We start from the raw sequence: 22,827 nt of genomic DNA, 5'->3' as shown, positions 1-22,827 counted from the left end.
TTCACCGCGCCTTGGTTGACCATGCGGATGGCTTCGGATGTGCTTGCCGTCAAGCCCGCATCCCGCAACACATTGGCGATGCCATAAGCATTTCCGGCAATTCTTAATTCGATTTCTTCTATATCATCCGGTACCGCACCACGCTGGAACCTTGCCTCAAAGTTTTCCAACGCTTTGACGGCGGCGGCTTCATCATGGAAGCGGGCGATGATTTCCTGCGCCAACAAGACCTTATAATTGCGCGGATTGGCCCCGTCCTTGCCTTCTTGCGCCCATTGGTTGATTTCCGCCATCGGCCGGAAACTCAGCAACTCAAAATAACGCCACATCAATTCATCGGAAATGGACATGATTTTGCCGAACATCTCGTCCGCCGCATCGGCAATGCCGATATAATTGTTCAACGACTTGGACATTTTCTGCACACCGTCCAAGCCTTCCAAAATCGGCATGGTGAGGATGGTTTGCGGTTTTTGACCGTAAACCTCCTGCAAATGCCGCCCCATCAATAAATTGAATTTTTGGTCTGTCCCGCCCAATTCGACGTCGGCCTTCATAGCGACCGAATCGTAACCTTGGATCAAGGGGTACAAAAACTCATGGATGGCAATCGGCTGACCGCCTTTGAAGCGCTTGCTGAAATCATCACGCTCCAACATCCGCGCCACGGTGTGCTTGGCTGCCAGTTGGATCAATTCGGCGGGTGACATGACGTTCATCCACGTTGAATTGAACATCACTTGGGTTTTATCAGGATCAAGGATTTTAAAAATCTGTTCCTGATAGGTCTGGGCATTCGCCAACACGGCTTCGCGGGTCAAGGGCTTACGGGTGACGTTTTTACCCGTCGGATCGCCAATCATGCCCGTGAAATCGCCAATCAAGAACAAGACTTCATGGCCTAAGTCTTGAAATTGCTTGAGCTTGTTGATCAGCACCGTATGCCCTAAATGCAAATCCGGCGCCGTCGGGTCAAAGCCCGCTTTAATCCGTAACGGCCTGCCCTCTTCCAGTTTCTTGACCAGCTCCGCTTCCACCAGAACTTCGTCCGCGCCTCTTAAAATTGTCGCCAATACATCCGCTTGCAAAATATTTCTCCAAACTTGTCTTAAAAAATGTCGGCATTATAAAGTTATAAAAGCCTATCCAGCTAGAAACCTTATCAATATTGAAACTCGAAGCATACTGATTTAAAGCATTTGTCCACGAAAACCACGAAAACCACGAAAGGCACGAAAAAACAGCGAATCAGGCAATGCCGAAAATGTTTGTACCGCCAGATCATCAAGCCACGCGGCTAATCCGAAAGTTAAGCATCACTTTTTCGTGCCTTTCGTGGACATTAGCCTTTTTGCAACATTCACACGAACCATTTTGAATGACATAAGATTCCGTAAGAAATAAAGTCATGACAGTTGCTCCTTGTGACCGCCAAGGCCAAGCCTTGAAAGTCCACTAGTCAAACTAATGGCTTGCCTGTCAATGAGTTGACCGTCGAAGCGGCAAGTGCCCTGAAATTTTCCGTCCCCGTATCAGGGTGATACAATCGCCGACACTTTTTAACCCTAGATGGAAATTATCCGGGAGTGGATATGCCAGATTCAGATTCAATATTATTGAAAACTTTGCTATTAACGACCCTTATCATCTTGGCAAACGGGTGTGCGGACCAAAACATCCAGGCACTAAGGCTTGACCCGCAAACCCCGTTTTTTTCCGCCCCGATCATTAGCCCCGTCCCCAATACCGCCATAGGACAACGGTTGGCCGCCTTTCCTGACGGAACCGTATCGGTAGCTTGGTGGCGGAATTTACCCGGCGGAACCGGCAATCTACAGGTTTCAAACTGGAAAGGCGATAAATGGACAGAGCCGAATCCGGTCACCGACATGGCTAACATAGCCGATGCCCAAATCGCCCCAGTCAATGGCGATAACTTGGCGGCACTGTTTATGGTTTCCAAGCCTTATAAAACAGGCGGTGAAGTACAGGACATTTACATGTCAAAAGCCGATAGTCCCGATAATCGCTGGAGCACACCGCTTAAGGCCAATCAGGAAAAAGAAACATCGGGTAAAACCCTTCCGTCCCTTGCAGCGTTTGCGGATGGTTCGCTGCTCACGGCCTGGATAGACGTGCCGGTTATCCAGCCAATCCCGTCTGACCATCCCAAAGCAGTCACCGACACTGAAACCACTTCAACTTTATATGTTGCCAAAATTTCGCCGGATACCACCCAAATAAAGGGGATGCAAGCCGCTAGGGAATTTTGCGGATGTTGCCCGCCTGCTTTGGCGGCGGATGGATTGGACGGCCTTTTGGTATACCGTGGACTTCAGCCCGTCAACATCCGGGACCCCACAATTATGCGTATCGGTCAAGATAAGCCTGGTTTACCCCAAATTATCCATAACGACCACTGGGTATTTGACGGTTGCCCATCTAGCGGCCCCGTTATAGCTGTGCTGCAAAATTCCGTAGCTGTCGCCTGGACAACATTGCTAAACAATAAGCTGATCGTCCGCGCCGCATTTTCTGAAGACAACAGCCGTCACTTTGCCGCCCCGATTGACGTTGAGTTGGAGAATGCGACAGGCGTTAGTGGTATCGCAATGGAAAGCGCACAGTCGGCTTTATTGGTTTGGACCAGCTCCAGCACGGCGGGTGAAATGATCAAGCTGGCGAGAATTTTCGACGATGGCCGGATCGAACACCGGACGACCGTGCACACACTGCCCAATGGAAGCTATAAATGGCCCGGGCCGCGTATGGTAAAAACCAACGGTTCTGTTATCGTTGGCTGGCATGACGAACAGGGTAAAAAACTGGGTTTAGTTAAAGTTAAGGTGACGGAATGAAAATTGTGCGGCATTTATCTTACCTCTCCAGATTTTTAGCATCAGTAACACTACTGTTGATTTGCGTAATGCACCTAGCCCTAGCCTCGCCCCCCGACACCGACGTTCCCGCACCGGACTTCGAGCTGACCGACCTAGGCGGCAAAACCGTGGGTTTGAAACAGTACAAAGGCAAAGTCGTCGTGCTGAATTTTTGGGGCACCTGGTGTGCGCCTTGCCTTAAGGAAACCCCAGATTTAGTGGCAGTGCAAAAACAATTCGTAGGCCAAGGTCTAGTCGTGATCGGGGTGGCTATGGATCAGTCCAATCAAGCTGGCGTACAAGCTTTTGCCAAAAAATATCAAGTAAATTACCCCATTGTCATCACGGACAACCGTCTCAATCATAACTATGGCGTGATAGTTGCGCCCACGACTTTCATCATCGATAAAAATGGAAACATTGTTTATCGCCATCTCGGCGCACTTACCCGTCAAGAGTTGGCGCAGCAGATAACGCGCTTGTTATAATTTTTCCAGATTACGCACACTTTTCACCCAATTAACCACCCTTCAAATAACCGTCAACCCACATGGGCATGACGCGCAACGTGATTGCAAAAAGTCGGTATAGCAATAAACCATCGTATGATTTTTAACCTAATCGTATATTGAAGCACGACCTCCTTAAAAAACTACGTCATATCAAACACCTGTTGTGTGATATGACGCACTTTCTTCTGGAAGCCGCGCCACACGGGGGGTTCAAGGCTGCATAAAATTTCAAAAATACGCCATATCACCTGCTTTTTTTAAAACACGGCATTAATGACTGTCAGAATAAAAGCTAAGCGGGTTTCACCATAAAGAGCCAAAAATTATTTTTTACCATAGCTATCATTAACATAGCACCTATTTCCGGCAGAAATAGCATGGTTTTAAAAATCCCCAATAGTTCCCCCCTCCCTCAAATTTATTGGCACGAAAAACGCTATGTGCTTTGCGTCAGTCAACGCGTGTAAATGCCCGCCCTAGTGTCTGCGTCTTTCGTCGTTTGCAAACGAGTTGCCGTAACGCGCCAAACTCATTCGTAGTTTCTAACTTGCCAATGAGTTGCGTCCTACGGGCATTTAGACGAGGCCTTTTGCCCGTACCTTACTTAAAGAAGCTATATTTTTAGGGGTAAAGCCTATGCAGCCAGTTCAAGAAGTCAAGAAATTTTCCATCAACGTCCCATCACTTTATTGCGTACTGCTGGTTGCAGGCCTGCTGTCCATTGCACAAAGCACCATGGCAGGTGACGAACCCGCAAAAAATACGCGGCAAAACAGCAAGCTAAAAACCATTCAGCCCAGCATTCAAGTTGACCTGCCGAAAAATAAAGGCGGCCCGATCCGCTTGCGGGCAAAACAAGCCACATTAAGCCGGATTTTAACAACACTCAGCGCCAAAACCGGGGTGAAAATCCATTATCCCGCTTTGCCGCCGAATCCCATAACTGTCACTTGTGCGGAAACAAACGTTAAAACGGTCATCGAATGCCTGTTAGGGCAACCAGTCAATATGATGACAAAAATGCCGGAAAAACTCGCCAAAGCAGACCAGACGGCACATCTTGAGCCACAGCCCGTAGAACTATGGATATTATCCGTCCCAACGCCGATGTCCCATGCCGATTCAGCAAAAGCCGGGACCATCGCGGAGCAACCGTCAAAACCCGCACAGCAGCAATCCAAACACCAAGCTATTGCCGAACGGGACCGCGACCAGTTTGAAGAAACACTGAAACAAACTGCCGCAAAAAACCCGGAGGAACGGGCCACCGCCCTCTACAACTTGGGTTTAGCTGACAATAAGGACGACCCCGATGTCAAAGACGCATTACGGCAGGCCTTAACGGACGAAAATGCCGCTGTCCGCGAACAGGCCGCCGCCAGCATCACCCAATCCGGCGACCCTGAGCTGATCGCCGAACTCAATCAACAGCCCCAGACCGACGATAATGCGGGGCGCACAACCGACGAAAACACCTTATCCCAAGACCTTGCTTTGTTGCAAAAAGCCACTAAAGGCGGCGAAAAAATAGCGTTGGATTTTATCAAGGATAGGTTGCCCGATAGCGAAGTTGAACAATGACCGGGCATAACCCAGGGCCAATAGGATGAGGGGAGAAACCGGCAAAAATTCCATGACGGCCTGCCTGTGCAAACCCAGGCAGGCCGTCAGGAGTACCGGACAAGCGGCAAGGATTCCGCTTCGTCAACGTTTCCGGCAAGAAGCGTTGACAAAACTGGCAGGTGAAACAACGCCCTTAAACAAAGCGTTTCACCCGCTACCACGCTCATTCACTGTAGAAAAGACACAGTGACAGGCATTTATCGTTATTTTTATAAAACTAAAGCGGGCTTAACAAACCCGAGGAGATTGTAACATGCGTACTCTTTTCAAAAAAACGGCTTTAGCCACCTCACTACTGCTGGTTTCAGCAGGTTTTGCCAGTGTCGCTTCGGCGCATTGCTTTAATTCCAGTGGCAGCCAGCCATTGCTATTGGGCAGTGCCACCAATACCCACGATTTATATCGTTTGCAATGCTTTGACGATGGCAACGGCAATGCCGAACGCGTGGAAGCGGCGGTGCAAAAACAAAGTGCTAATGTCACTGGCTTGGGTGTACGGGTGCAAATCGCACGGGAAGGCTATGCGCCTTCGGCGATCAAGTCCGATACGGCTTATGCCTCAGGCGACAGCATCGACACCGCATCTTGCACGGCAGCCGCCGGATCGACCCCTACTTCGGCCTTCGCAGTATTGCGCCCACAATTGCAAACAGGCGCGCCTAACGCCGCCGCCGATGCAGGCAATGCCAATGGCGAATACAACATCCTGGTGGACAAAAGCGATCTGCATCCGGTATCACAACGCTACGGCATTATCTTCCACTGCTTGAACGCTGCTGGCGACGAGACCGGAACGGCTCAAGTATCGGTCAATGGACGCGCGCCGGAATTGTTAGGTAACGACACATTTGGGCCTTTAGACGATGGCGATATCGATCTGTCTATTGACCAATAGTTAAGTTCGCCAGTTTACGCGCCATAAAAAGCAGTGGTCTCAACAGTGCCGCTTCCAGCAATTCGTCTGCCCTGGATAGTTAGGGCAGATGTTTGTCTGCACGAAACTATCGTCCACACGCGGAAATACAGGGAAACTGAAAACAAGCTTTCTTCGTATATCAACGGCGCGTTGATTGGCTCACAATTTTTTTGTAAATCCACCGTTACGCTAACGGCAATTGGAGAAAATTAAATGAATATTATTAAATCAACCAGTCTGGCGGCTTTAGTGACCGCTTTATTATCAACAACAGCCTATGCCCATAATAACTTTGCAGGCACGCTTGGTGTATCCACTACGGCGAGGGATGTCATCCTTTTTAAATGTTCGGGTCAAGTTGGGATAACCGTAGGGTCTGTTTCTGCCCAAGACGGGCCTACTGTCAATGCTGCGGCTAAGATAAAGGTGCAAATAGCGAAAGCGACTAGCTCGTCCACATGCCCAGCTTTTGCATCTCCAGCCGCTCCCGCCGATCTGACTGCCGCTGGTTGGACGGCGGGACAGCTAACCGGAAATGACAGTGGCGCATGGAGTACCAGGACAAATATCAGCGTCAGTCAAGTCTCACCGAATAATTATTACTGCATTGCAGTAACAAAGGATGTGGCGAATAACGCTGTAGAGGACTATTCGCTGAATCAACATTGCGAAGTGTACTCAGGGGATCCGACTCACCAAGCATCAACTTTTAGTCCTGCGCCTCTAGGTTATTTACAAGATCAATAACATCTTCGTTTAGTACGCCCGCCCTGGTTTAAGTCAGGGCGGGTTTTGGGGTTGATTCTAAGTTTTGTAGGGTATGCACCGCATACCCTACAAAACTTAGAAAAAAGGTACGCGATGCATACCCTACGCAACTCGTAAAAAACAGACTATAAATATGCGAGAAAGGTATGAAAAAAATCACAAAAGAAATAACAGGCCATCAGATTAACGGCAATCAAGATAACCCCCGGTCAAGCTTATCGTTGCCGCTGCAAGTCCTTACCGCCGCCGCACTGCTGCTGCCCGGCTTGTTGATGTCAACCGCTAAAGCCGCCGAAGAAGATAGTGTCGATTTCCAATACAGCCATTACCAGGAAGGCAAGCGGGATATTTATGGCCTTGTGCCAAACATTGTTCCCGGAGTTTCCGTCAATTTCCTGGACACTAAACTGCCGCAAAACCTCAACCCCATCGAGGTGGACAGCGTCCACGGCAGCGGCCGCTTTACCCTGACCGACCGCATCAAGTTTGCTTTCAACTACACCCAGGACACTTGGTCGGGCGCCACGCCTTTAGGTACCGCTCCAGTCGTAGCAGTTGTCAATCTTGCAAGGGGCGTTAGAGATAACCTTGGTAATCTCACTACCGTCACTGGAGCATCACCCTTTGCTCAGGCAAGTAACGGGGCTGAATATTTTATTGATAGAAACCTTAATTTTTTGAACCGTTCCATTGACCTAACAACGGGCAACCAAACCTTTGGCCCTATAGACAACCGGTTGACCCATGTGATGTCCTACGCCTCCCCGGAAACCCGCAAACAAGGCGACTTCAAGCTGAGTTATCAATGGGACGAAGCAGCCTTGGACATCGGCGGCGGCATTTCCATAGAGAACGACTACGAATCTCGCTTTGGCAGCGTGGGCGGACGTTTTGACTTCAACCGAAAATTGACCACGCTCAATTGGGGAACCAGCTACACCAACAGCGACACCTTTGCCACGCTCGACCCCGATGGCTTGCCTTTCTTTGATATTTCGAAATATGACACTTCTTTGGTTTCTGGCACTATTATCACCAAGAAAAAACCCGAAGTTGCCGCCGGGTATGTCGACAGCACTTATACCGTCGATGGCACCCTGACTAATGCCATTTTGCACGGCAACCGGCAAGATTGGGGCACGCAATTGGGGCTCTCCCAGGTGCTGGACAAAAACTCGCTGCTGTCGCTGGATTTGGCCTACACCCGCAGCACCGGCTACCTGTCCAATCCCTATAAACTGGTTTATTTTCACAACGTAAGCTTCCATACCGGTGAGGATGTAGGGGTAGTCACCGGTTCAAAAGCCTTGTTGGAAGTCCGCCCCGACGAGCGCAATTTGTTCAACTGGCATCTGGGTTACAACCGCTACATTGAACCTTTTGATGCCGCCCTGCATGTCAACTACCACTTTGCCCACGACAACTGGGGCATCCAAGCGCACACCTTCGAGGGGGATTGGGTGCAACCCTTGGGCGCGGGTTGGGCGGTCACGCCACATATCCGTTATTACTCCCAATCCGCCGCCGATTTTTATACCAACACCGGTATATTTCTCATTAGTGAGAATGGGGAAATAACCCGTGAAATTCCCAAGTTTTACTCCAGCGACCAACGCCTGTCCGGTTTCGGCACCTTGAGCGGCGGTGTCACGGTTGAAAAGAAATTCGCCAAAGGCGTCAGCCTGGAAACCGGCTTTGAATATTACACCCACCAAGGCAACCTAAAAATCGGTGGCGGTGGCGAACAGGCGTTTGCTGATTACGATTACTGGGTGGCGAATGCCGCACTCAAAGTCAACTTGGGGGCGTTGAGTTTTGGTGGCGGCAGCCATGACGGGCATGGCGGACATCATCACCATCATGCCAACTCGCCCGCCGGAGTCATGTTCGACCACACCTTGCCGAAAGCGGGCGATTTCATGGCGGGTTACCGCTTTATGCGAAATGACCAGGCGGGCAAAATGTTGCAGGGCAGCCATCCGGTCAGCTTGGGAGCGGTCAACGCCAACGGCTGCGGTGACAGGGAATGCGCGGTCACGCCCAACTTCATGGCGATGAACATGCACATGCTGGACTTGATGGTTGCGCCGACTGATAGCCTGACCTTGATGCTGATGCCACAATGGATGGACATGGAAATGACCATGACCCCCAATGATAACGTTCAGCTTAGCGGCGGCGGACATGGTGGACATGGTGCGACACACGCCCACCAAACCGGCGGCATCGGCGATTTTGGCGCTTACGCCTTGTTCAAAGCCTTCGACCATCCTAACCATCATTTGACCTTAAGCCTGGGCGGCACCGCGCCCACTGGCGATGTCGGCATCACCTTACGGAAAACCGCAATAAACCCCGTTGACGACCAACTCATCCATTACGGGATGCAGCTAGGCAGCGGCACTTGGGATTTCAAACCCGCCCTGACCTACGCGGGCGGGTTGGACAACTTCCTCTGGGGCGCACAAGCCACCGCCACGCTGCGGCTGGAAGACCAAAACAAATCCGGCTACCGGCTCGGCGACATTTTCCAGAGTAGCGTCTGGGGCGGCTATAACTGGACGAACTGGCTGGCAACCACCGTGCGTGGCGTGTACACCTGGCAAGACCGGATTTACGGCGTCATTCACCCCAGCCAGACACAAGTGAGCGATCCTAACACTGGTGAACTGGTCCCCTTCGTCCCCCAACACATCGGCCCGTTCGACTTCCCCGCCAACTACGGCGGCCAGTATGTCGATCTGGGTTTGGGCGTCAACGTCACCGTCCCCAGCGGCGCCTTCCAAGGCAACGCCCTCAAGTTCGAGTGGCTGCAACCGGTGCACACCGACTACAACGGCTACCAGCTAGACCGCGACTACGCGCTTAACTTTACTTGGAGCTATGGGTTTTGACGGCATTTGTAGGTCAGGTTTTAGGCTTGAAAAGCCGCTGACAGATTGGGCAGTACATTAATGACAACAGGAGAAAAACGAATGAACATGATCCCATTCACAAAATACTTGGGCCTGGCCTTAGTGAGCTTTTATTTGGCCGCCTGCGCCCCCGTGCAACCGTGGGAGCGCGGCAACCTCGCCAAACCACAAATGGCCTTAGACCCGTATCCCTTGCAAAGTGCGTTACGGGCGCATAACTACGGCAGCCGCGAGGCGGTAGCGGGCGGCAATACCGCGCAGGGCGGTGGTTGTGGCTGTTATTAAACCATTGGAACGAAGCGCACTTGTGCCCCTGTGGGTAGTTTTCGCAGACGATGCGCTTCGTTTAGCACACCCTATGGTTCTGTGAAAGCATTAGTGATACGGAGCATTGTAGCTTGGGCCGCCTAATTCACCTACTGTTGGTAGCGATAGCGTAACCCAAGCTACAATTTCTAATATAATGATTTTTAAAATTTATTTCTTAACTTAATGGCAGTGACCCTACAACTGGAAGACCCCGCTAAACCGCGATGATGCACTTAACTTTACTTAGGAATGAGCCTAAATCAACTTCGTCACTTAAGACCTTTCAGGTTTTAAAAACCTGAAAGGTCTTAATGAATTGTTAAATGCTAAAACAGTAACAAAATGGAGTACGAATGAGACTAAAACCCTTGCCTGTGTTTATTGTGCTTGCCGTATTGACCGGATGCGCGACAACAACCCAAAATACCGAAGCCACGACCGAAACACCCGCCCCGTTAAGCCCTACAGCGCAACAAGCCAGCTACAACCTGGGCCTGATGCACATTAACACCTTATCTGACGGGCAATACCCACTGGATCAATCCGCTTACGGACAAGGCTTACGCGATGCTTTGGCGGGTAAATCTGCGCCAGAACCGACCCAAGCCGAATGGCAAGCCTTGGCGGGGTTAAGTTATGCAGAACTGAAAGCCGCCAATCTCGCCGCCGGACACGTTTTTTTAGCACAGAACAAGGCCAATAAAGGCGTAGTATTGCTGCCCGGCGGTGTTCAATACCTCGTGCTAAAAGAAGGCAAAGGCGAAAAACCCAGGCTTAAGGATACCGTCGGCATTATGTACACCATCAGCGGAATAGACGGCAAGCTTAAGGCCGACACCATGACCAAAGGAAAAGCAAAGATGTACGAAATAAAACTGGAAAAAATCCTCAGCAAAGGCTGGCAGGAAGCACTGCTGCTGATGCCGCAGGAGAGCAAATGGCGGCTGTTTATCCCTGGTGAGTTGGCCTTCGGGGAGAAAGGCTTAAGTGAAAAAGGCGTATTGCCGAATGAAACCCTGGTGATAGATACCTATCTATTGGAAATAAAATAAAGAAGACGCTGATTACGGTCAGTTAAGTAAGTAGTGGTGCAAAAGTCTTTTAACATTACAATCTGTAAAATCTGGAATCTACATCTTCCTCATAAAGCGAAGAAAGCATCGTCATTCCGGCAGGGATTGCCGGAATGACGGCTTCTTCTTAAAAATGTTAAAAGACTTATGCACACCTACTTAGGTGTTTATAACTTTTTAACATTGATAATTAACGCAAGCCGGAACGGGTTTGTTCCAACAGTAGGCGCATTACGACTGCATGGATGCCACCACAAGGGTGGTCTATGGACAGAGGTAGAGCAATGCCCCTCAAGGGGGTCTATGGACAGAGCAGCGTAGCGGTGTGCCGAAGCGACCCGTTCTGTAACGTTTTCAGTACCTATAGCGATTTTGAAACTTTAAGATGACCAAAACTTTAAGTTTCGTGCCTTTCGTGTCTTTCGTGGACATTAGCTTTTTGCAACATCCGCACGAAACTTATCCACCAACCCCGTCACCCGCGCCACTTTCTGGGCGACGGTTTGTGCCAACACATCGTCATCGACAACCAATTTCACCACCTGCTTCGCGCGTGTAATCGCCGTGTACAGTAATTCTTTGGTCAACACCGGATTCATCGCGTCCGGCAACACAATCAGCACTTCTTCAAATTCAGAACCTTGGCTTTTATGGATGGTCATCGCAAACACGGTTTCACAATGCGGGACACGGGCGGGCAGGTATTTTTTGACGCTGCCATCGGCACGTTGGAAAAACACCATCAACTTGCCCTGCTGTTCCCTATCGGGCAAACACAAACCCATGTCGCCATTATAAAGATGCAGTGCCGCATTGTTTTGCGTCACCATGATAGGGCGACCGACATACCATAAACCGGAAACGTGGATTAAACCTTGCGCCAATAATTTTTGCTCCACGCCATGATTCAGTTCGGCGACGCTGTTTTTGCCCTGACGATTGGCGCACAACACTTGGAAACGGCTGAATTCGGCAAACAGCCCGGTAAAATCCGCGCCGTTTTGCAGTAAACGTAAATACCCGCTATGCCGACGCGCCGCATAGTCGATGACATCATCATCTAAAAGGCCACAAGCCTGATCGCCTTGGCGTAACACCTGCCATACCGCGTCAATATCCTGCTGGTTGACCGCATCCGCCAGCACTTTAATCGCGCCGCCAAAACGGTGCGTGGTTTTCAGCTCCAAGGCTTGATTTGGCAACGCGGCGACCAAATCCGCCAACACCGCGCCCGATTCGACCGAGGCCAACTGGTCTTTATCGCCCAGCAAAATCAAACGGGCATTCGGTTTCAGCGCGTCAACCAACTTGCCCATCAAGGCCAAATCGACCATTGACGCTTCATCAACCACCACCACATCATAAATCAAGGGTTGCGCGGCATGATGACGGAAATACGGCGACGGCGGCTTCGCGCCCAGCAAGCGGTGCAAGGTCGTCACGGTGTCGGGGATGATTTTTTTGATGGCTTCCGCACACGGTAAATCCGCCTTGCGCTGCCCGATGGATTCTTGCAAACGCATTGCCGCCTTGCCTGTCGGTGCCGCCAGGGCGATCAATAAGGGCTGTGTGACCAACTCCTGCAACACCGCGAGGATTTTCACCACCGTCGTCGTTTTACCCGTACCTGGCCCGCCCGTGATGATACTAAACGGCTGAGTGACGGCGACTTGCGCCGCTTCGCGTTGCCAATCCCTGTCAGCCGAAAGGTTTGGAAAATACTGATTGAGCAAACCGTCAAGATCAGCCAGATTCGGCAGTGGCGCACCGCGCATCATCAGCTGTAGTTGCCCTGCCAGCCGCTGTTCATATTGCCAGTACCGCTGTAAATACAAGCGGTTTTGCTCAACCACCAAAGGCAAATTCCCTTGCAGATCCACAAGCCCCGAAGCCAATAGCAACTCGTGTTCTTCCGATTCAATGGCAATACAGTTATGGCCTTGGTTTTGCTCGAAAGACAAACGCATCAGCACTTGTTCAAATCCTTGCTTAGCTTGGCCTTCCAAACGGCTACGCTGGCTAAGGAAGCGGGCAAACGCGGTGTCTAAGCGGGTGAAACGCGATTCTTCCATTATGATTGCCCTCCAAACAACGCCGCCAAGGCCTCAACCCGTGGCAAATCCGGCTTATCGTCATAAACCCCGCTCATCGCCACCTCCGGCTGCATCCCGCGCACGAACAAATAACGCACGCCGCCAACATGTTGGTCAAAATCATAATTTGGCAAACGGGTTTGCAAATAACGGTGCAAAACGACGGTGTACAGCCAGTATTGCAAGCCGTAATTATGTTCACGCATGGCTTCGGTCAGGGTTGCGGGTTGGTAATCCGGCAGGGCGTTGGTTTTGTAATCCATGACATAAAAACGGCCTTGGTAGGCGCAGATCAAGTCGATGAATCCGGTCAAAAAACCGCACATTTGCTTGCTGCTTAACGGCTGGTAAGCGGGTGAGCCATCCAGGATACGGTTGATATGGCTGGCATCCATGTCTTGCATCGCCAAATAAAACGGCATTTCTTTTAAGGTTTGCGCTTCCGGCAGGTTCATCAGGCAGAATGCGGGATCATCGCTAGACAAAGGTGTGCTGACCACGGCTTGCAACAAGTCTTCCAATAAATCCGGTGCGGGCAGCTTTAGGCCATAACGCAGACAGGCTTTGTCGCGCTGTTCGCTGATGTCCACCCGTTTTGCCAAATCGGCGTAGCGGTTGTTTTCCAGCAAATCGTGGACGACGTTGCCGGTATGCGCCCCGCGTGGCAGTTCGGTGGCGGATCTTTCGGCTGGCCCAGCGGCGGGTTCGCGGGCTTTGTCTTGTGGCAATTCCGGCGTGTCGGTGTGGCTAAGTGCGGACAACGCCGTGTAGCTGCTCATTTGCCAACGTGTGTATAAGGAGCGTTTTAAGCTGCGTGCTTGCAGTGAAACGTTGGTTTTCATGTTGGGGTTTAGTGGAGTGATACCTTGCATGTCCGCCAAATCCAATAAGCGATAGGCAAAGCTATCGGGTGCGGTGTTTGCCAAACCGCTCAACACGGCTTGTTGCCGGGCAAAATCGGCGGCGGCAAAATCCAATAGCCACGCCATCGCCGATTCGTTAGGTTCGGCTTCGCTGCGTACATCCGCCCACGCCAGATAGCAACGGTATTTGGCACGGGTGACGGCGACATAAAACACCCGCAAATCTTCGGCAAGCTCTTCGTACAGGGCTTGCTCGCGGTGTTGCTCGAAAACTTCCGAACCCAAATCAACGCGCACACACCCATCGAGATGGCAGGTGAGTAGATTTTTCTCACTGTACAAGCGGTCACTGCGTTGCCAGAGATACGGGCAAAACACCACCGGATATTCCAAACCCTTAGCACGGTGCATGGTGACGATTTTCACCGCGTCTTCGTCACTTTCCAACCGTAACTGTTCGTTTTCATCACCGCCCGCCTTGGCAATCGCCGCGCGTAGCCAGTCCAGGGTTTTGCCGATGCCTAGATGCTCGTCCAACACGGCTTGTTGCAGCAATTCCAGCAAATGGTGCAAATTGGTCAATTGCCGTTCCGCCATCAGGGTTTTGGCGATATGTAGACGGATTTGCCCGCGCTCCAACACATTCATCAGCATCGCCATCAAACCCAAGGTTTGCCAGTCTTGGTAATATCCTGCGAAACGCGACAGCCATTGGTCTAGCTCGGCTTCATTATCGCTGAGCCGATACAAGGCTTGTCCGTCCAACCCCAACCAATCCAAGGCCAGGGCTTGTTTGAGCAAGGCCGTATCGCCAGGATTGGCGACGGCTTCGAGCAAAATATACAAATCGGCGGCTTCTTGGCTGGCGAACACCGATTCGGTGCTGTTGATGACCGATGGCACACCGACGCTGCGCAACACAGTTTGGTAATCGCGGGCTTGATGGTTGGTGCGGACGAGGATGGCAATGTCTTTGGCAACTAGCGGTGTATTGCCGGGTTGGAAGCAGATGTTTGCCGTGAGCAAATCCACCACTTCCTGCACCACAAAATACTGGATGGCTTGTGCGGCCTTGCCCGCCGTCCAATAGCCTGATTTGCTATCACTTTTGGGTGTGTGCCAGAGCATCATCGGCGCGATGGCGGCATCGTCCCGTTGCAAAGCCGTGCAATCGTCCGCCTTGCCCGCACCGACCGCGCGAAAATGCACGTCTTCCAGCAGAAACGCCTGTTCGCGTTGGAACAAGGTGTTGACGGCGGCGACCAAGCGCGGATGCGACCGCCAGTTTTTGCCCAAGGTGTACGGATATTCGGCTTGTTTTTGCGCCGCGAGATAGGAATAAATGTCCGCGCCACGGAATTTGTAGATGGCCTGTTTCGGGTCGCCAATCAGGTATAAAAACGGGCGGTTTTCCGCTCCATCTTGCGGGGGCGCGGCAAATATCGACGAGAAAATCAGCCATTGGCTGTCATCGGTGTCTTGAAATTCATCAATCAATGCAGCTTGGTATTTTTCCCGCAACGCAGCAATCAACAACGCGCCTTGTTCAGTTTGCAGGGCTTCGGCGAGGCGGTTAATCAAATCATCAAAAGACATCACGTTCATTTGCAACAGGCGTTTGTCCAATTCCACGCGCAGGATTTCCAGCAACAAACGCCGGAACAGGATAGGGATTTGCGCGTAGGCGGCGGCTAGGTCGTCGAAGATTTGGGTGTCGATGGCGAGGATTGCCAGATAATCTTGCTTACGCTCCGCGCTTTTTTGCGTTTTAGTGTCACGGAATTTGTTGCCGTGCAAAGCATCCAGCAAGCCTTGTCCGGTGAGCAGGGCAAAGGCTTGCGCGTCGGGAATGTCGAAACTATGGCCTTGCAGCCAGGCCGATAAGGTTTCGTAGTGATTAATAAAATTGTCGCTGTAACTGGCTTTAAATTTCTCCTCGGCAAAGCTTTGTCGGACGCGGCTGGCGGTTGCGTCCAAGCGGGTTTGCGCTTGCACCGCCAACTGTTTGAACGCCGCCAACACCGCATCCAAATCACTGTTATCAGGATAAATCTGGATAGACGAATTGGCACTCAATCCTGCACCGGGAAAACCGCTAAGACTAGCGAGCAAGGCATCCGGTGTTTTGAATTGCGCGGTCAGCACCGCCACGTCCCACAAAGGCCGCGCCATCTGTTGCCGCCAAAAATCATCGGCGCAGGCTTGTTTGATGCTTGCCAATTCGCCCGTCAGTTCCGCGTCAAACAACTGCCCGCTTTCCAATGCGTAATCGTGCAAGACATTTTGGCAAAAACCGTGGATGGTGAAAATCCCCGCTTGATCTATGTCCAGCAAGGCCAGTGTCAGACGTTGTTTGATGGTGTCCGGCGATTCCGGCAAACCCGCCAGCCAGTCGAGAATCGCCGGATCAACCGACGTGTCGCCGGACACTGCGCGCCTGGCTTCCGCCAAACGGCTGCGGATACGGTCTTTCAGCTCTTCGGTCGCCGCTTTGGTGAAGGTAACTACCAGCATATCTTTGATATTGATGGCATTTTCCACGACAAAGCGCAACACCAGCATGGCGATGGCGTAAGTCTTGCCCGTACCCGCACTGGCTTCGATCAGGTTTACGCCTGGCCGCAACGGGGTTTGGCTTGCATCAAAATATTCTATATCCATAATCTCTTAGAAATAACGCTTTCCATCTGACAATGTTATGTTTGCACAGTATGGATGATACATGTTCGCTTGAAAGTGTTAATACGAGGGCGGTATCACGATGAAGGATCATTTTGATCATAAGCCTTAATGCCAATTTGCGCCCAACCGTAATGCAAAGAACCATTTATTAACCATAACTTATTATTAACCATAAGTTACACCTGTTTACATAACAATCCCAACAAACGCCAAACCGATTTACGGGGGCACCTAAATAAATATTACAAATCAATTTTGTATTTATCTTCACAACCTCGCCAAGCCAGCCTATTTTCATAAATTGATAACAAAATCGACATAAAACCGACTTAATCGGCAGGTAGAGTGGTGGGCGGACTCAAGTCCACCATAAACACTTTTATTAACCATTTATTGGGGGAATATCATGCGTTATCTGAAAACGTTGTTAGCAGCGGCGGCAGTAGTTGTTGCTTTGTCACCATTAGCAGCATCTGCTGATGAAAACGTCCAATTGGGACCAAGGCCGTTCTTCTTGGTTGAAGACATGCAACCCAGCGATCTGAAAACCGCTTTGCAACAATGCTCTAGTGGCCCATTTTATAAATCAGAATTCTCAATCGGTCATCGCGGCGCGGCTTTACAATTTCCTGAAGAAACTAAACAGTCTTTAGAAGCGGCTGTAAAAATGGGCGCAGGTATTGTTGAATGTGACGTGGCCTTCACTAAAGACAAAGAATTGGTTTGCCGTCATTCACAATGTGATTTGCACACCACCACCAATATTTTGGATACACCATTAGCTGCAAAATGTACTGTCCCACCTGATTTCACCAGCGCGACACCCTTTGCTAAAGTACAATGTTGCACTAGCGACATCACTGTTGCTGAGTTCAAATCATTGAAAGGCAAAATGGATGGCGGCAACCCTAACGCAAAAACAGTTGCCGAATATCTTGATTCAACTCCTAATTTTCGTACTGATCTCTATTCAGGCAATGGCACTGTTTTAACTCATAAAGAATTTATTGAGTTGGCAAAAAAATTCGGCGTAAAAATGACGCCAGAATTGAAATTCCCAAGCGTCCCAATGCCGTTCAATGGTTTTACCCAAGAACAATACGCTTCCAAAATGATAAGAGAATATAAATTGGCTGGTGTAAAATCCAGCGATGTATTCCCACAATCGTTTAATCATGATGATATTCTTTATTGGCTTGCCAGATACCCTAATTTTGGCCAACAAGCGGTGGCGTTGGAAGACTTGAACACACCCGCCGACGTCATTGCCGCAACAGCGCGTATCCCCAAATTAGTCGCACAAGGCGTAAAAATCGTCGCGCCACCGACTTGGGCTTTGGTGACTTTGGATGCCAACAAAAAAATTATCCCTTCTGATTATGCCATGGCCCTTAAAGCGTCTGGCATGAAAATCATCACCTGGACTCTGGAACGCTCCGGCCTGTTGAAAAACGGTGGCGGCTATTATTACCAATCCATCACTGACGCTATCAAAACGGATGGCGATACGATGGTATTCTTGGATGTATTGGCTAAAGACGTTGGCGTTATCGGCGTCTTCTCTGACTGGGCGGCCACAGTCACTTACTATGCTAACTGCATGGGCTTGAAATAATCCCTCCCCGCTAAGCAGGCGGTTACGGGTGCAATGCCTGTAACCGTTTGTTCCATCCCCCACATTCCCTGTCTAACCGACTCAAAAATCCCGCAAACGGATATTTTCCCGACTAAGCATCGGGCAGGAACTTCGGCAACAAAATAATCCTATCCAAAGAATAAGGCGATCAAACCCTTTCCGAAGTTACTTGCGAGAAAATTTGTTCCTGTCCCTGGACTGCCAATAGCCCATCGCTATGTCATAAGCTTGTTGTTGGTCATCGGTAATCTCCAACAAATTTAAAGCAATTGCCGTTGTGCCAATCACCGATGCCATCGCAAATTCATCAATATAATCGCCTCGCCAGAGCTGGGAGAGCCGTTCAGGATTCAATTCGTCGGGTTTAATATGGCGGCGGGTAAATAAAGCAGGCCAATTTTCGTCGGACAATTTGCCATGATGGACGCTCTGCACTAAACATTCCATATCAGGATTACGTTCCGTTTCGCCGCCTTCGCCTTTCAAAACCGCCATGTGCGGTTGTTCCAACAACAAAGCGGCGTGTTGGTGCACAGCACGATAACTGGGATGGAAAATGCCCTGGATGCTGTACGGCGCCTTGAACGGGTTTAGCATCCTGACCAGTGTATGTACGGGCGAACGCAGGCCCAGTATGGGGCGCAGTTCGATAATTTCATTGAGCTTGGGGCAAAAGTGTTCCAGCGATAGATAACTAAAATGCTGTTGCTCCAGTTGTTGCCGAGCCTCTTCTACCGAATGGGCACAAGCCAAACCCAAATAGCCCAGCATATTTTCCGTGTACAGCCGACCTGCCGAATGCCCGCTGGCCCCGTGCATGAACACGGTGATGCCGTTTTCCGCCAACAATAAGGCCGACAACAAAAACCACGGTAAATGCCGACGCTTGCCAGCATACGATGACCAATCCAGATCAACCAAACCCTCATCATCAATTTGGAACGATTCCATAAACGATTCCATAGCGGCTTGGACAAATCCCGCCAATTCTTCCGCCGTTTCTTCCTTGACCCGCATCAACATCAAAAACGCCCCCAACTGCACTGGCAGCACTTCATCCGCCAAAATCATCTTCATGGCGCGATAAGCTTCTTCCTGTGTCAACGGGCGCGAGCCTTTTTTGCCTTTGCCGAGGATGCGGACGATTTCTGCGAAAGGATGTTCAGAATATGGGGTTTCTTCGTGATGGGTGAATGTCATAACGTTAGCAGGAAGTAATGGTCAAAGAGTAAAACCGCAAACAAGACGGTGATATAAACGATGGAAAAGCCAAAGGTTTTCATCGCGGTTTTATTGTCTTTAATCCGCATCATCAAAACCGCCAGATAAATGAAGAAAAGACCTAAAGGCACAGCCACGCCCAGATAAATCAACCCGCTCATACCCGTCAAATAAGGCAATAAAGTGGCGATCAGCAATAAGACGGTGTACAGCAAAATCTGCAAACGGGTGAATTCCACACCGTGCGTGACCGGCAACATCGGAATGTTGACCTTGGCGTATTCCTCGCGGCGGGCAATTGCCAAGGCCCAAAAATGCGGCGGCGTCCAGACGAAAATAATCAGCACCAATAGCAAAGCATAAGGATGGATGCTGTTAGTCATCGCGCACCAGCCCAGCAACGGCGGGGTCGCGCCAAACGCGCCGCCGATGACGATGTTTTGCGGCGTGGCGCGTTTCAGGTACAGCGTATAGACAATCGCATAGCCAAACAGCGATAAAAAGGTCAGGATCGCGGTCAGGACATTGACCAACAACACCAGGATAAGCATCGAGGCAACCCCCAACACCACGGCAAAGGCCATGACATTGGCCGCAGTCAAATTGCCTTTGGGTAAAGGGCGGTTTTCGGTACGGGTCATAAGCGCATCGGCCTTGCGGTCAATGAAATGGTTGATCGCTGCGGCTGACGAAGCGGCAAGCGCGATGCCTAGCGTGGCGTAAAAAACAGTCGCCAACGGTGGCATTCCCGGCACAGCAAGCAACATGCCGACCACGGCGGTGAACAGCATTTCCAAAACCACGTTGGGTTTGCACAGCGTGAGGTAATTTTTCCAGGAAATATCAGGGATTTGGCTAGACATGATTTAAGCGGTAACTGGATGATGATTTTTTTATAGAATACAGGGAAGCGGGGGTTATGGAAAGTGGCTGGTGTGCTTGGAGATAAGGCTTACTGCTTGGTTTAAGCGTTTTGTAGGACGGGTTGGCTACAGCGTGATCAACTACCTGGCTTGCCTATACAATAGATCAGATAGATTCAAATCATAATGCCATATTTTCTTTTCACCCAAAATGCTAAAAGGAAGTTTATATGAGCCAATTACTTGAAGAGGTTTACCGCTTATTGAAAACTGATCGCGGTGCAAAAAATTTGCCGGAAACTGATAAAAAACCCATCAGCACCGCCACCATTCCCAGTGCTGAAGAATCTGCGGCTATTCATCTTGGTAGAAGGAGGATCAAGAAAAGCTATAAGGTAATCTTGCTAAAAACAAAAGCACTGACCATTGTGGAAAATTCCGCTGTTGATGCAGTCTGTTGTTTTAAGTTCTGCTTAGTTTGTCCGACAAGTTGCTGTAATTGTTGGTTATCCGGTTGTTCGGTGGCAATCTCGATGACCGCCAGCAAATTTTTGATTAAACCCAATTTGCTGCGCCTGGTTTCATTTAAGGCTTCTCTGTCCAGCTCTAGTATTGTGATGGTCGTTTTACCGTAAATATGGTCTGCAATCGGATACGGGATTTCATCCCGAAAACCAATGTAATCTTGTGGATTTAACACCGATGGATTTATCAGCAAAGGTTCTTCTGCCGCCACATCGTCATGATGGCTACGCGCACGGCTGGCGGGATTTTTTAGCGGGAACAGGTTTTTCTTATATTGCTGATTGCACAAGGTGCAGCAAAACAACAGGTTGCCCCAAGTGTAGGTCAGCCAGTAATAGCCAGGTTTCGTGAGCTTGTCTGATTCTTTCTGTTGATGTCCGCCTTTGGGTCGGTAATGTTCAACATCGCCATAACTGATATGGGTGATTTTTGCCTCACAAAAACAGCATTTCCCATGTTGCATGGTGCGTAAAGCCGTTTTTACGGAGTTATGCCCATAAATGCTACTTTTAAACTCAAAATTAGGATTGCCCTGCTCGAATTGGGCGCACAAAGCCAATTGTTCGGCTTGGCCTGTGGTTTTTAAAACATCAGGTTCATCGGTGCGTTGGATAAAAATCATGCCGATGTTTTCAGTAATTCTGCGGCACGGCGGATGATGTCCATCGCGGCAATATCTTCGGGGGTTTCGGCGGTCGGTAAATCGCCTATTTCCGCTTCCAATACCTTTAATTGCGCTTGGTCTTCGTCGGTCAATTCCGGTTTGCTTAAAATCTGCCGACGTTGTGCCAGTTTGTTTTCATAAAACGGCGACCGCGCACTGCCCAAGTCGAATAAATCGCTGGTCAATAATTGGTCAATACGCCAGCCTTGCACGTCTTTTTCTTGTTGGTGGATCGTTACGCTATCGCCTTCGCGCTTTAACACCACGATATTAGCCTGTTCAGCCGCTTGCACGATGAGCGGGCTATGCGCGGTGACGATGAATTGGGTGTTGATGAAACGCTCGCTCAAATATGACATGATGGTGCGTTGCCATTTTGGGTGTAAGTGGAGGTCGATTTCGTCAATCAGCACTACGGCAGGTTCGGCGATAGGGTTGGGGCTGTTGGGGTAGGTATCAAATAGCCGGGCAGCCAAGTCAACCATCCAAGTTGTCATCGTTTGATAGCCTAGACTAAGTTGATAGAACAGTAACCAGCCATCAGCAGTTTTAAATTGAACTCTCGGTAGAGGTAAATTTGCAGTTGGTTCAGAAACTTGAATGTCTTCAACGTTAGGAAGCAACTTAATCAAAACATCCTTAATGATTTGGAAACGTTCTTTGTAGGTATCTTGAATTTCAGATGGTTTATTAGCAATATAATCTGTACTTAATAGCCACTCTTCTGCTTTAATTAATTCATCTTCACTTCTAGTCAACGTATCAGGTGTTGTCGGTTTGAATGAAAAGTTATATTTTTCCGGTTTTCTATTTGCCCAATATGAATAAAGATGAATCTGTATGTTGTTAGAAGTATACATTTGAGCGGCAACTGGAATCTTGGAGTTCATAAATTCAGCTACCTTTCTTCTCGTAGTGCTGGGACTGTAATCGCGCCATCTGTATGAATTCACTTTGAATTCCTTAGATTGGTCATCTAGTGTGCCGCCAGAAGCATAGGTATATTCAATAAAATACTGTTCAGCATTTTTTCGTGGTAGCGTCTGTGTTTCACTGCCATCAATCAGTGCAGTATGTTTTTTTAAAACCTCCAGCAGCGTGGTTTTGCCAACCCCGTTATCTCCAAGAATCACTGTCCACTGTGCTGGTCGACCATTGCCGTCCGACAAATCTAAGGTTTGTTTTTCACTAAAGCAGCGGACGTTTTCTAAAGTTAGTGATAAAAAATAGACTCCCTCACAAATTTTTTTTTCGGTAGGCATAATCATTCCGTATATCCTGTTTT

At 49.7% G+C, this 22,827-nt stretch carries 17 protein-coding genes; 10 read left to right on the top strand and 7 right to left on the bottom strand.

Features of this window, described 5'->3' with window-relative positions:
* The coding region (gene tyrS / locus PHH59_RS09935) for a tyrosine--tRNA ligase (protein WP_300015015.1) at positions 1 to 1,088 on the bottom strand (1,088 nt) is incomplete at its 3' end.
* Positions 1,089 to 1,592: 504 nt separating this feature from the next.
* Between tyrS and PHH59_RS09930 the strand changes: the two genes are divergently transcribed.
* From PHH59_RS09930 to PHH59_RS09890, 9 genes are all read left to right on the top strand, one after another.
* The gene (locus PHH59_RS09930; protein WP_300015012.1) at positions 1,593 to 2,858 is read left to right on the top strand and encodes a hypothetical protein; all 1,266 of its coding nucleotides are present in this window, start codon (positions 1,593 to 1,595) and stop codon (positions 2,856 to 2,858) included.
* 68 nt (positions 2,859 to 2,926) lie between these two features.
* A complete protein-coding gene (locus PHH59_RS09925) occupies positions 2,927 to 3,367 on the top strand; it encodes a TlpA disulfide reductase family protein (RefSeq protein WP_300015009.1) in 441 nt (146 codons plus the stop codon).
* Positions 3,368 to 4,027: 660 nt separating this feature from the next.
* Positions 4,028 to 4,972, top strand: a complete 945-nt coding sequence (locus PHH59_RS09920) for a HEAT repeat domain-containing protein (RefSeq protein ID WP_300015006.1) — start codon at positions 4,028 to 4,030, stop codon at positions 4,970 to 4,972.
* Between the two features lie 25 nt (positions 4,973 to 4,997).
* On the top strand, positions 4,998 to 5,204 hold the full coding sequence (locus PHH59_RS09915) for a hypothetical protein (RefSeq protein ID WP_300015004.1): 207 nt from the start codon (positions 4,998 to 5,000) through the stop codon (positions 5,202 to 5,204).
* A gap of 63 nt (positions 5,205 to 5,267) precedes the next feature.
* Positions 5,268 to 5,909, top strand: a complete 642-nt coding sequence (locus tag PHH59_RS09910) for a hypothetical protein (protein WP_300015002.1) — start codon at positions 5,268 to 5,270, stop codon at positions 5,907 to 5,909.
* 234 nt (positions 5,910 to 6,143) lie between these two features.
* Entirely contained in the window at positions 6,144 to 6,677 is a 534-nt protein-coding gene (locus PHH59_RS09905; RefSeq protein WP_300015000.1) for a hypothetical protein, read from the top strand.
* Positions 6,678 to 6,844: 167 nt separating this feature from the next.
* Positions 6,845 to 9,592, top strand: a complete 2,748-nt coding sequence (locus tag PHH59_RS09900; protein WP_300014998.1) for a DUF3570 domain-containing protein — start codon at positions 6,845 to 6,847, stop codon at positions 9,590 to 9,592.
* Positions 9,593 to 9,673: 81 nt separating this feature from the next.
* On the top strand, positions 9,674 to 9,898 hold the full coding sequence (locus PHH59_RS09895; RefSeq protein WP_300014996.1) for a DUF4266 domain-containing protein: 225 nt from the start codon (positions 9,674 to 9,676) through the stop codon (positions 9,896 to 9,898).
* A gap of 377 nt (positions 9,899 to 10,275) precedes the next feature.
* On the top strand, positions 10,276 to 10,974 hold the full coding sequence (locus PHH59_RS09890) for an FKBP-type peptidyl-prolyl cis-trans isomerase N-terminal domain-containing protein (protein ID WP_300014994.1): 699 nt from the start codon (positions 10,276 to 10,278) through the stop codon (positions 10,972 to 10,974).
* A gap of 452 nt (positions 10,975 to 11,426) precedes the next feature.
* Here the strand turns inward: PHH59_RS09890 and recD are convergent, their stop codons facing one another.
* Together recD and recB are read right to left on the bottom strand one after the other, a co-directional pair.
* Positions 11,427 to 13,067, bottom strand: a complete 1,641-nt coding sequence (gene recD / locus PHH59_RS09885; protein ID WP_300014992.1) for an exodeoxyribonuclease V subunit alpha — start codon at positions 13,065 to 13,067, stop codon at positions 11,427 to 11,429.
* The gene (gene recB / locus PHH59_RS09880; RefSeq protein WP_300014990.1) at positions 13,067 to 16,612 is read right to left on the bottom strand and encodes an exodeoxyribonuclease V subunit beta; all 3,546 of its coding nucleotides are present in this window, start codon (positions 16,610 to 16,612) and stop codon (positions 13,067 to 13,069) included. The genes recD and recB overlap by 1 nt, the downstream gene beginning before the upstream one ends.
* 427 nt (positions 16,613 to 17,039) lie before the next feature.
* Between recB and PHH59_RS09875 the strand changes: the two genes are divergently transcribed.
* Positions 17,040 to 18,248 (top strand): glycerophosphodiester phosphodiesterase family protein, encoded by a 1,209-nt coding sequence (locus tag PHH59_RS09875; RefSeq protein ID WP_300014988.1) that lies wholly within the window; start codon positions 17,040 to 17,042, stop codon positions 18,246 to 18,248.
* A gap of 186 nt (positions 18,249 to 18,434) precedes the next feature.
* Here the strand turns inward: PHH59_RS09875 and PHH59_RS09870 are convergent, their stop codons facing one another.
* The 4 genes from PHH59_RS09870 to PHH59_RS09855 form a co-directional block, all read right to left on the bottom strand.
* Positions 18,435 to 19,469, bottom strand: coding sequence for a glycosyl transferase family protein (locus tag PHH59_RS09870; RefSeq protein WP_300014985.1), 1,035 nt, complete (start codon positions 19,467 to 19,469; stop codon positions 18,435 to 18,437).
* A complete protein-coding gene (cyoE, locus tag PHH59_RS09865) occupies positions 19,466 to 20,353 on the bottom strand; it encodes a heme o synthase (RefSeq protein ID WP_300014982.1) in 888 nt (295 codons plus the stop codon). Before cyoE ends, PHH59_RS09870 begins: the two co-directional genes overlap by 4 nt.
* A 388-nt stretch (positions 20,354 to 20,741) precedes the next feature.
* Positions 20,742 to 21,500: a hypothetical protein gene (locus PHH59_RS09860; RefSeq protein WP_300014979.1), complete on the bottom strand. Its 759-nt coding sequence runs from the start codon at positions 21,498 to 21,500 to the stop codon at positions 20,742 to 20,744.
* Complete coding sequence (locus tag PHH59_RS09855) at positions 21,497 to 22,804, bottom strand: ATP-binding protein (RefSeq protein WP_300014977.1); 1,308 nt, start codon at positions 22,802 to 22,804, stop codon at positions 21,497 to 21,499. The genes PHH59_RS09860 and PHH59_RS09855 overlap by 4 nt, the downstream gene beginning before the upstream one ends.
* Between the last annotated feature and the right edge of the window lie 23 nt (positions 22,805 to 22,827).

This window comes from Methylovulum sp. (assembly GCF_028687615.1).
Lineage (GTDB): Bacteria > Pseudomonadota > Gammaproteobacteria > Methylococcales > Methylomonadaceae > Methylovulum.
Note: the sequence above shows the minus strand (reverse complement) of the source record. Positions and strands in the feature narration are given on the sequence as shown.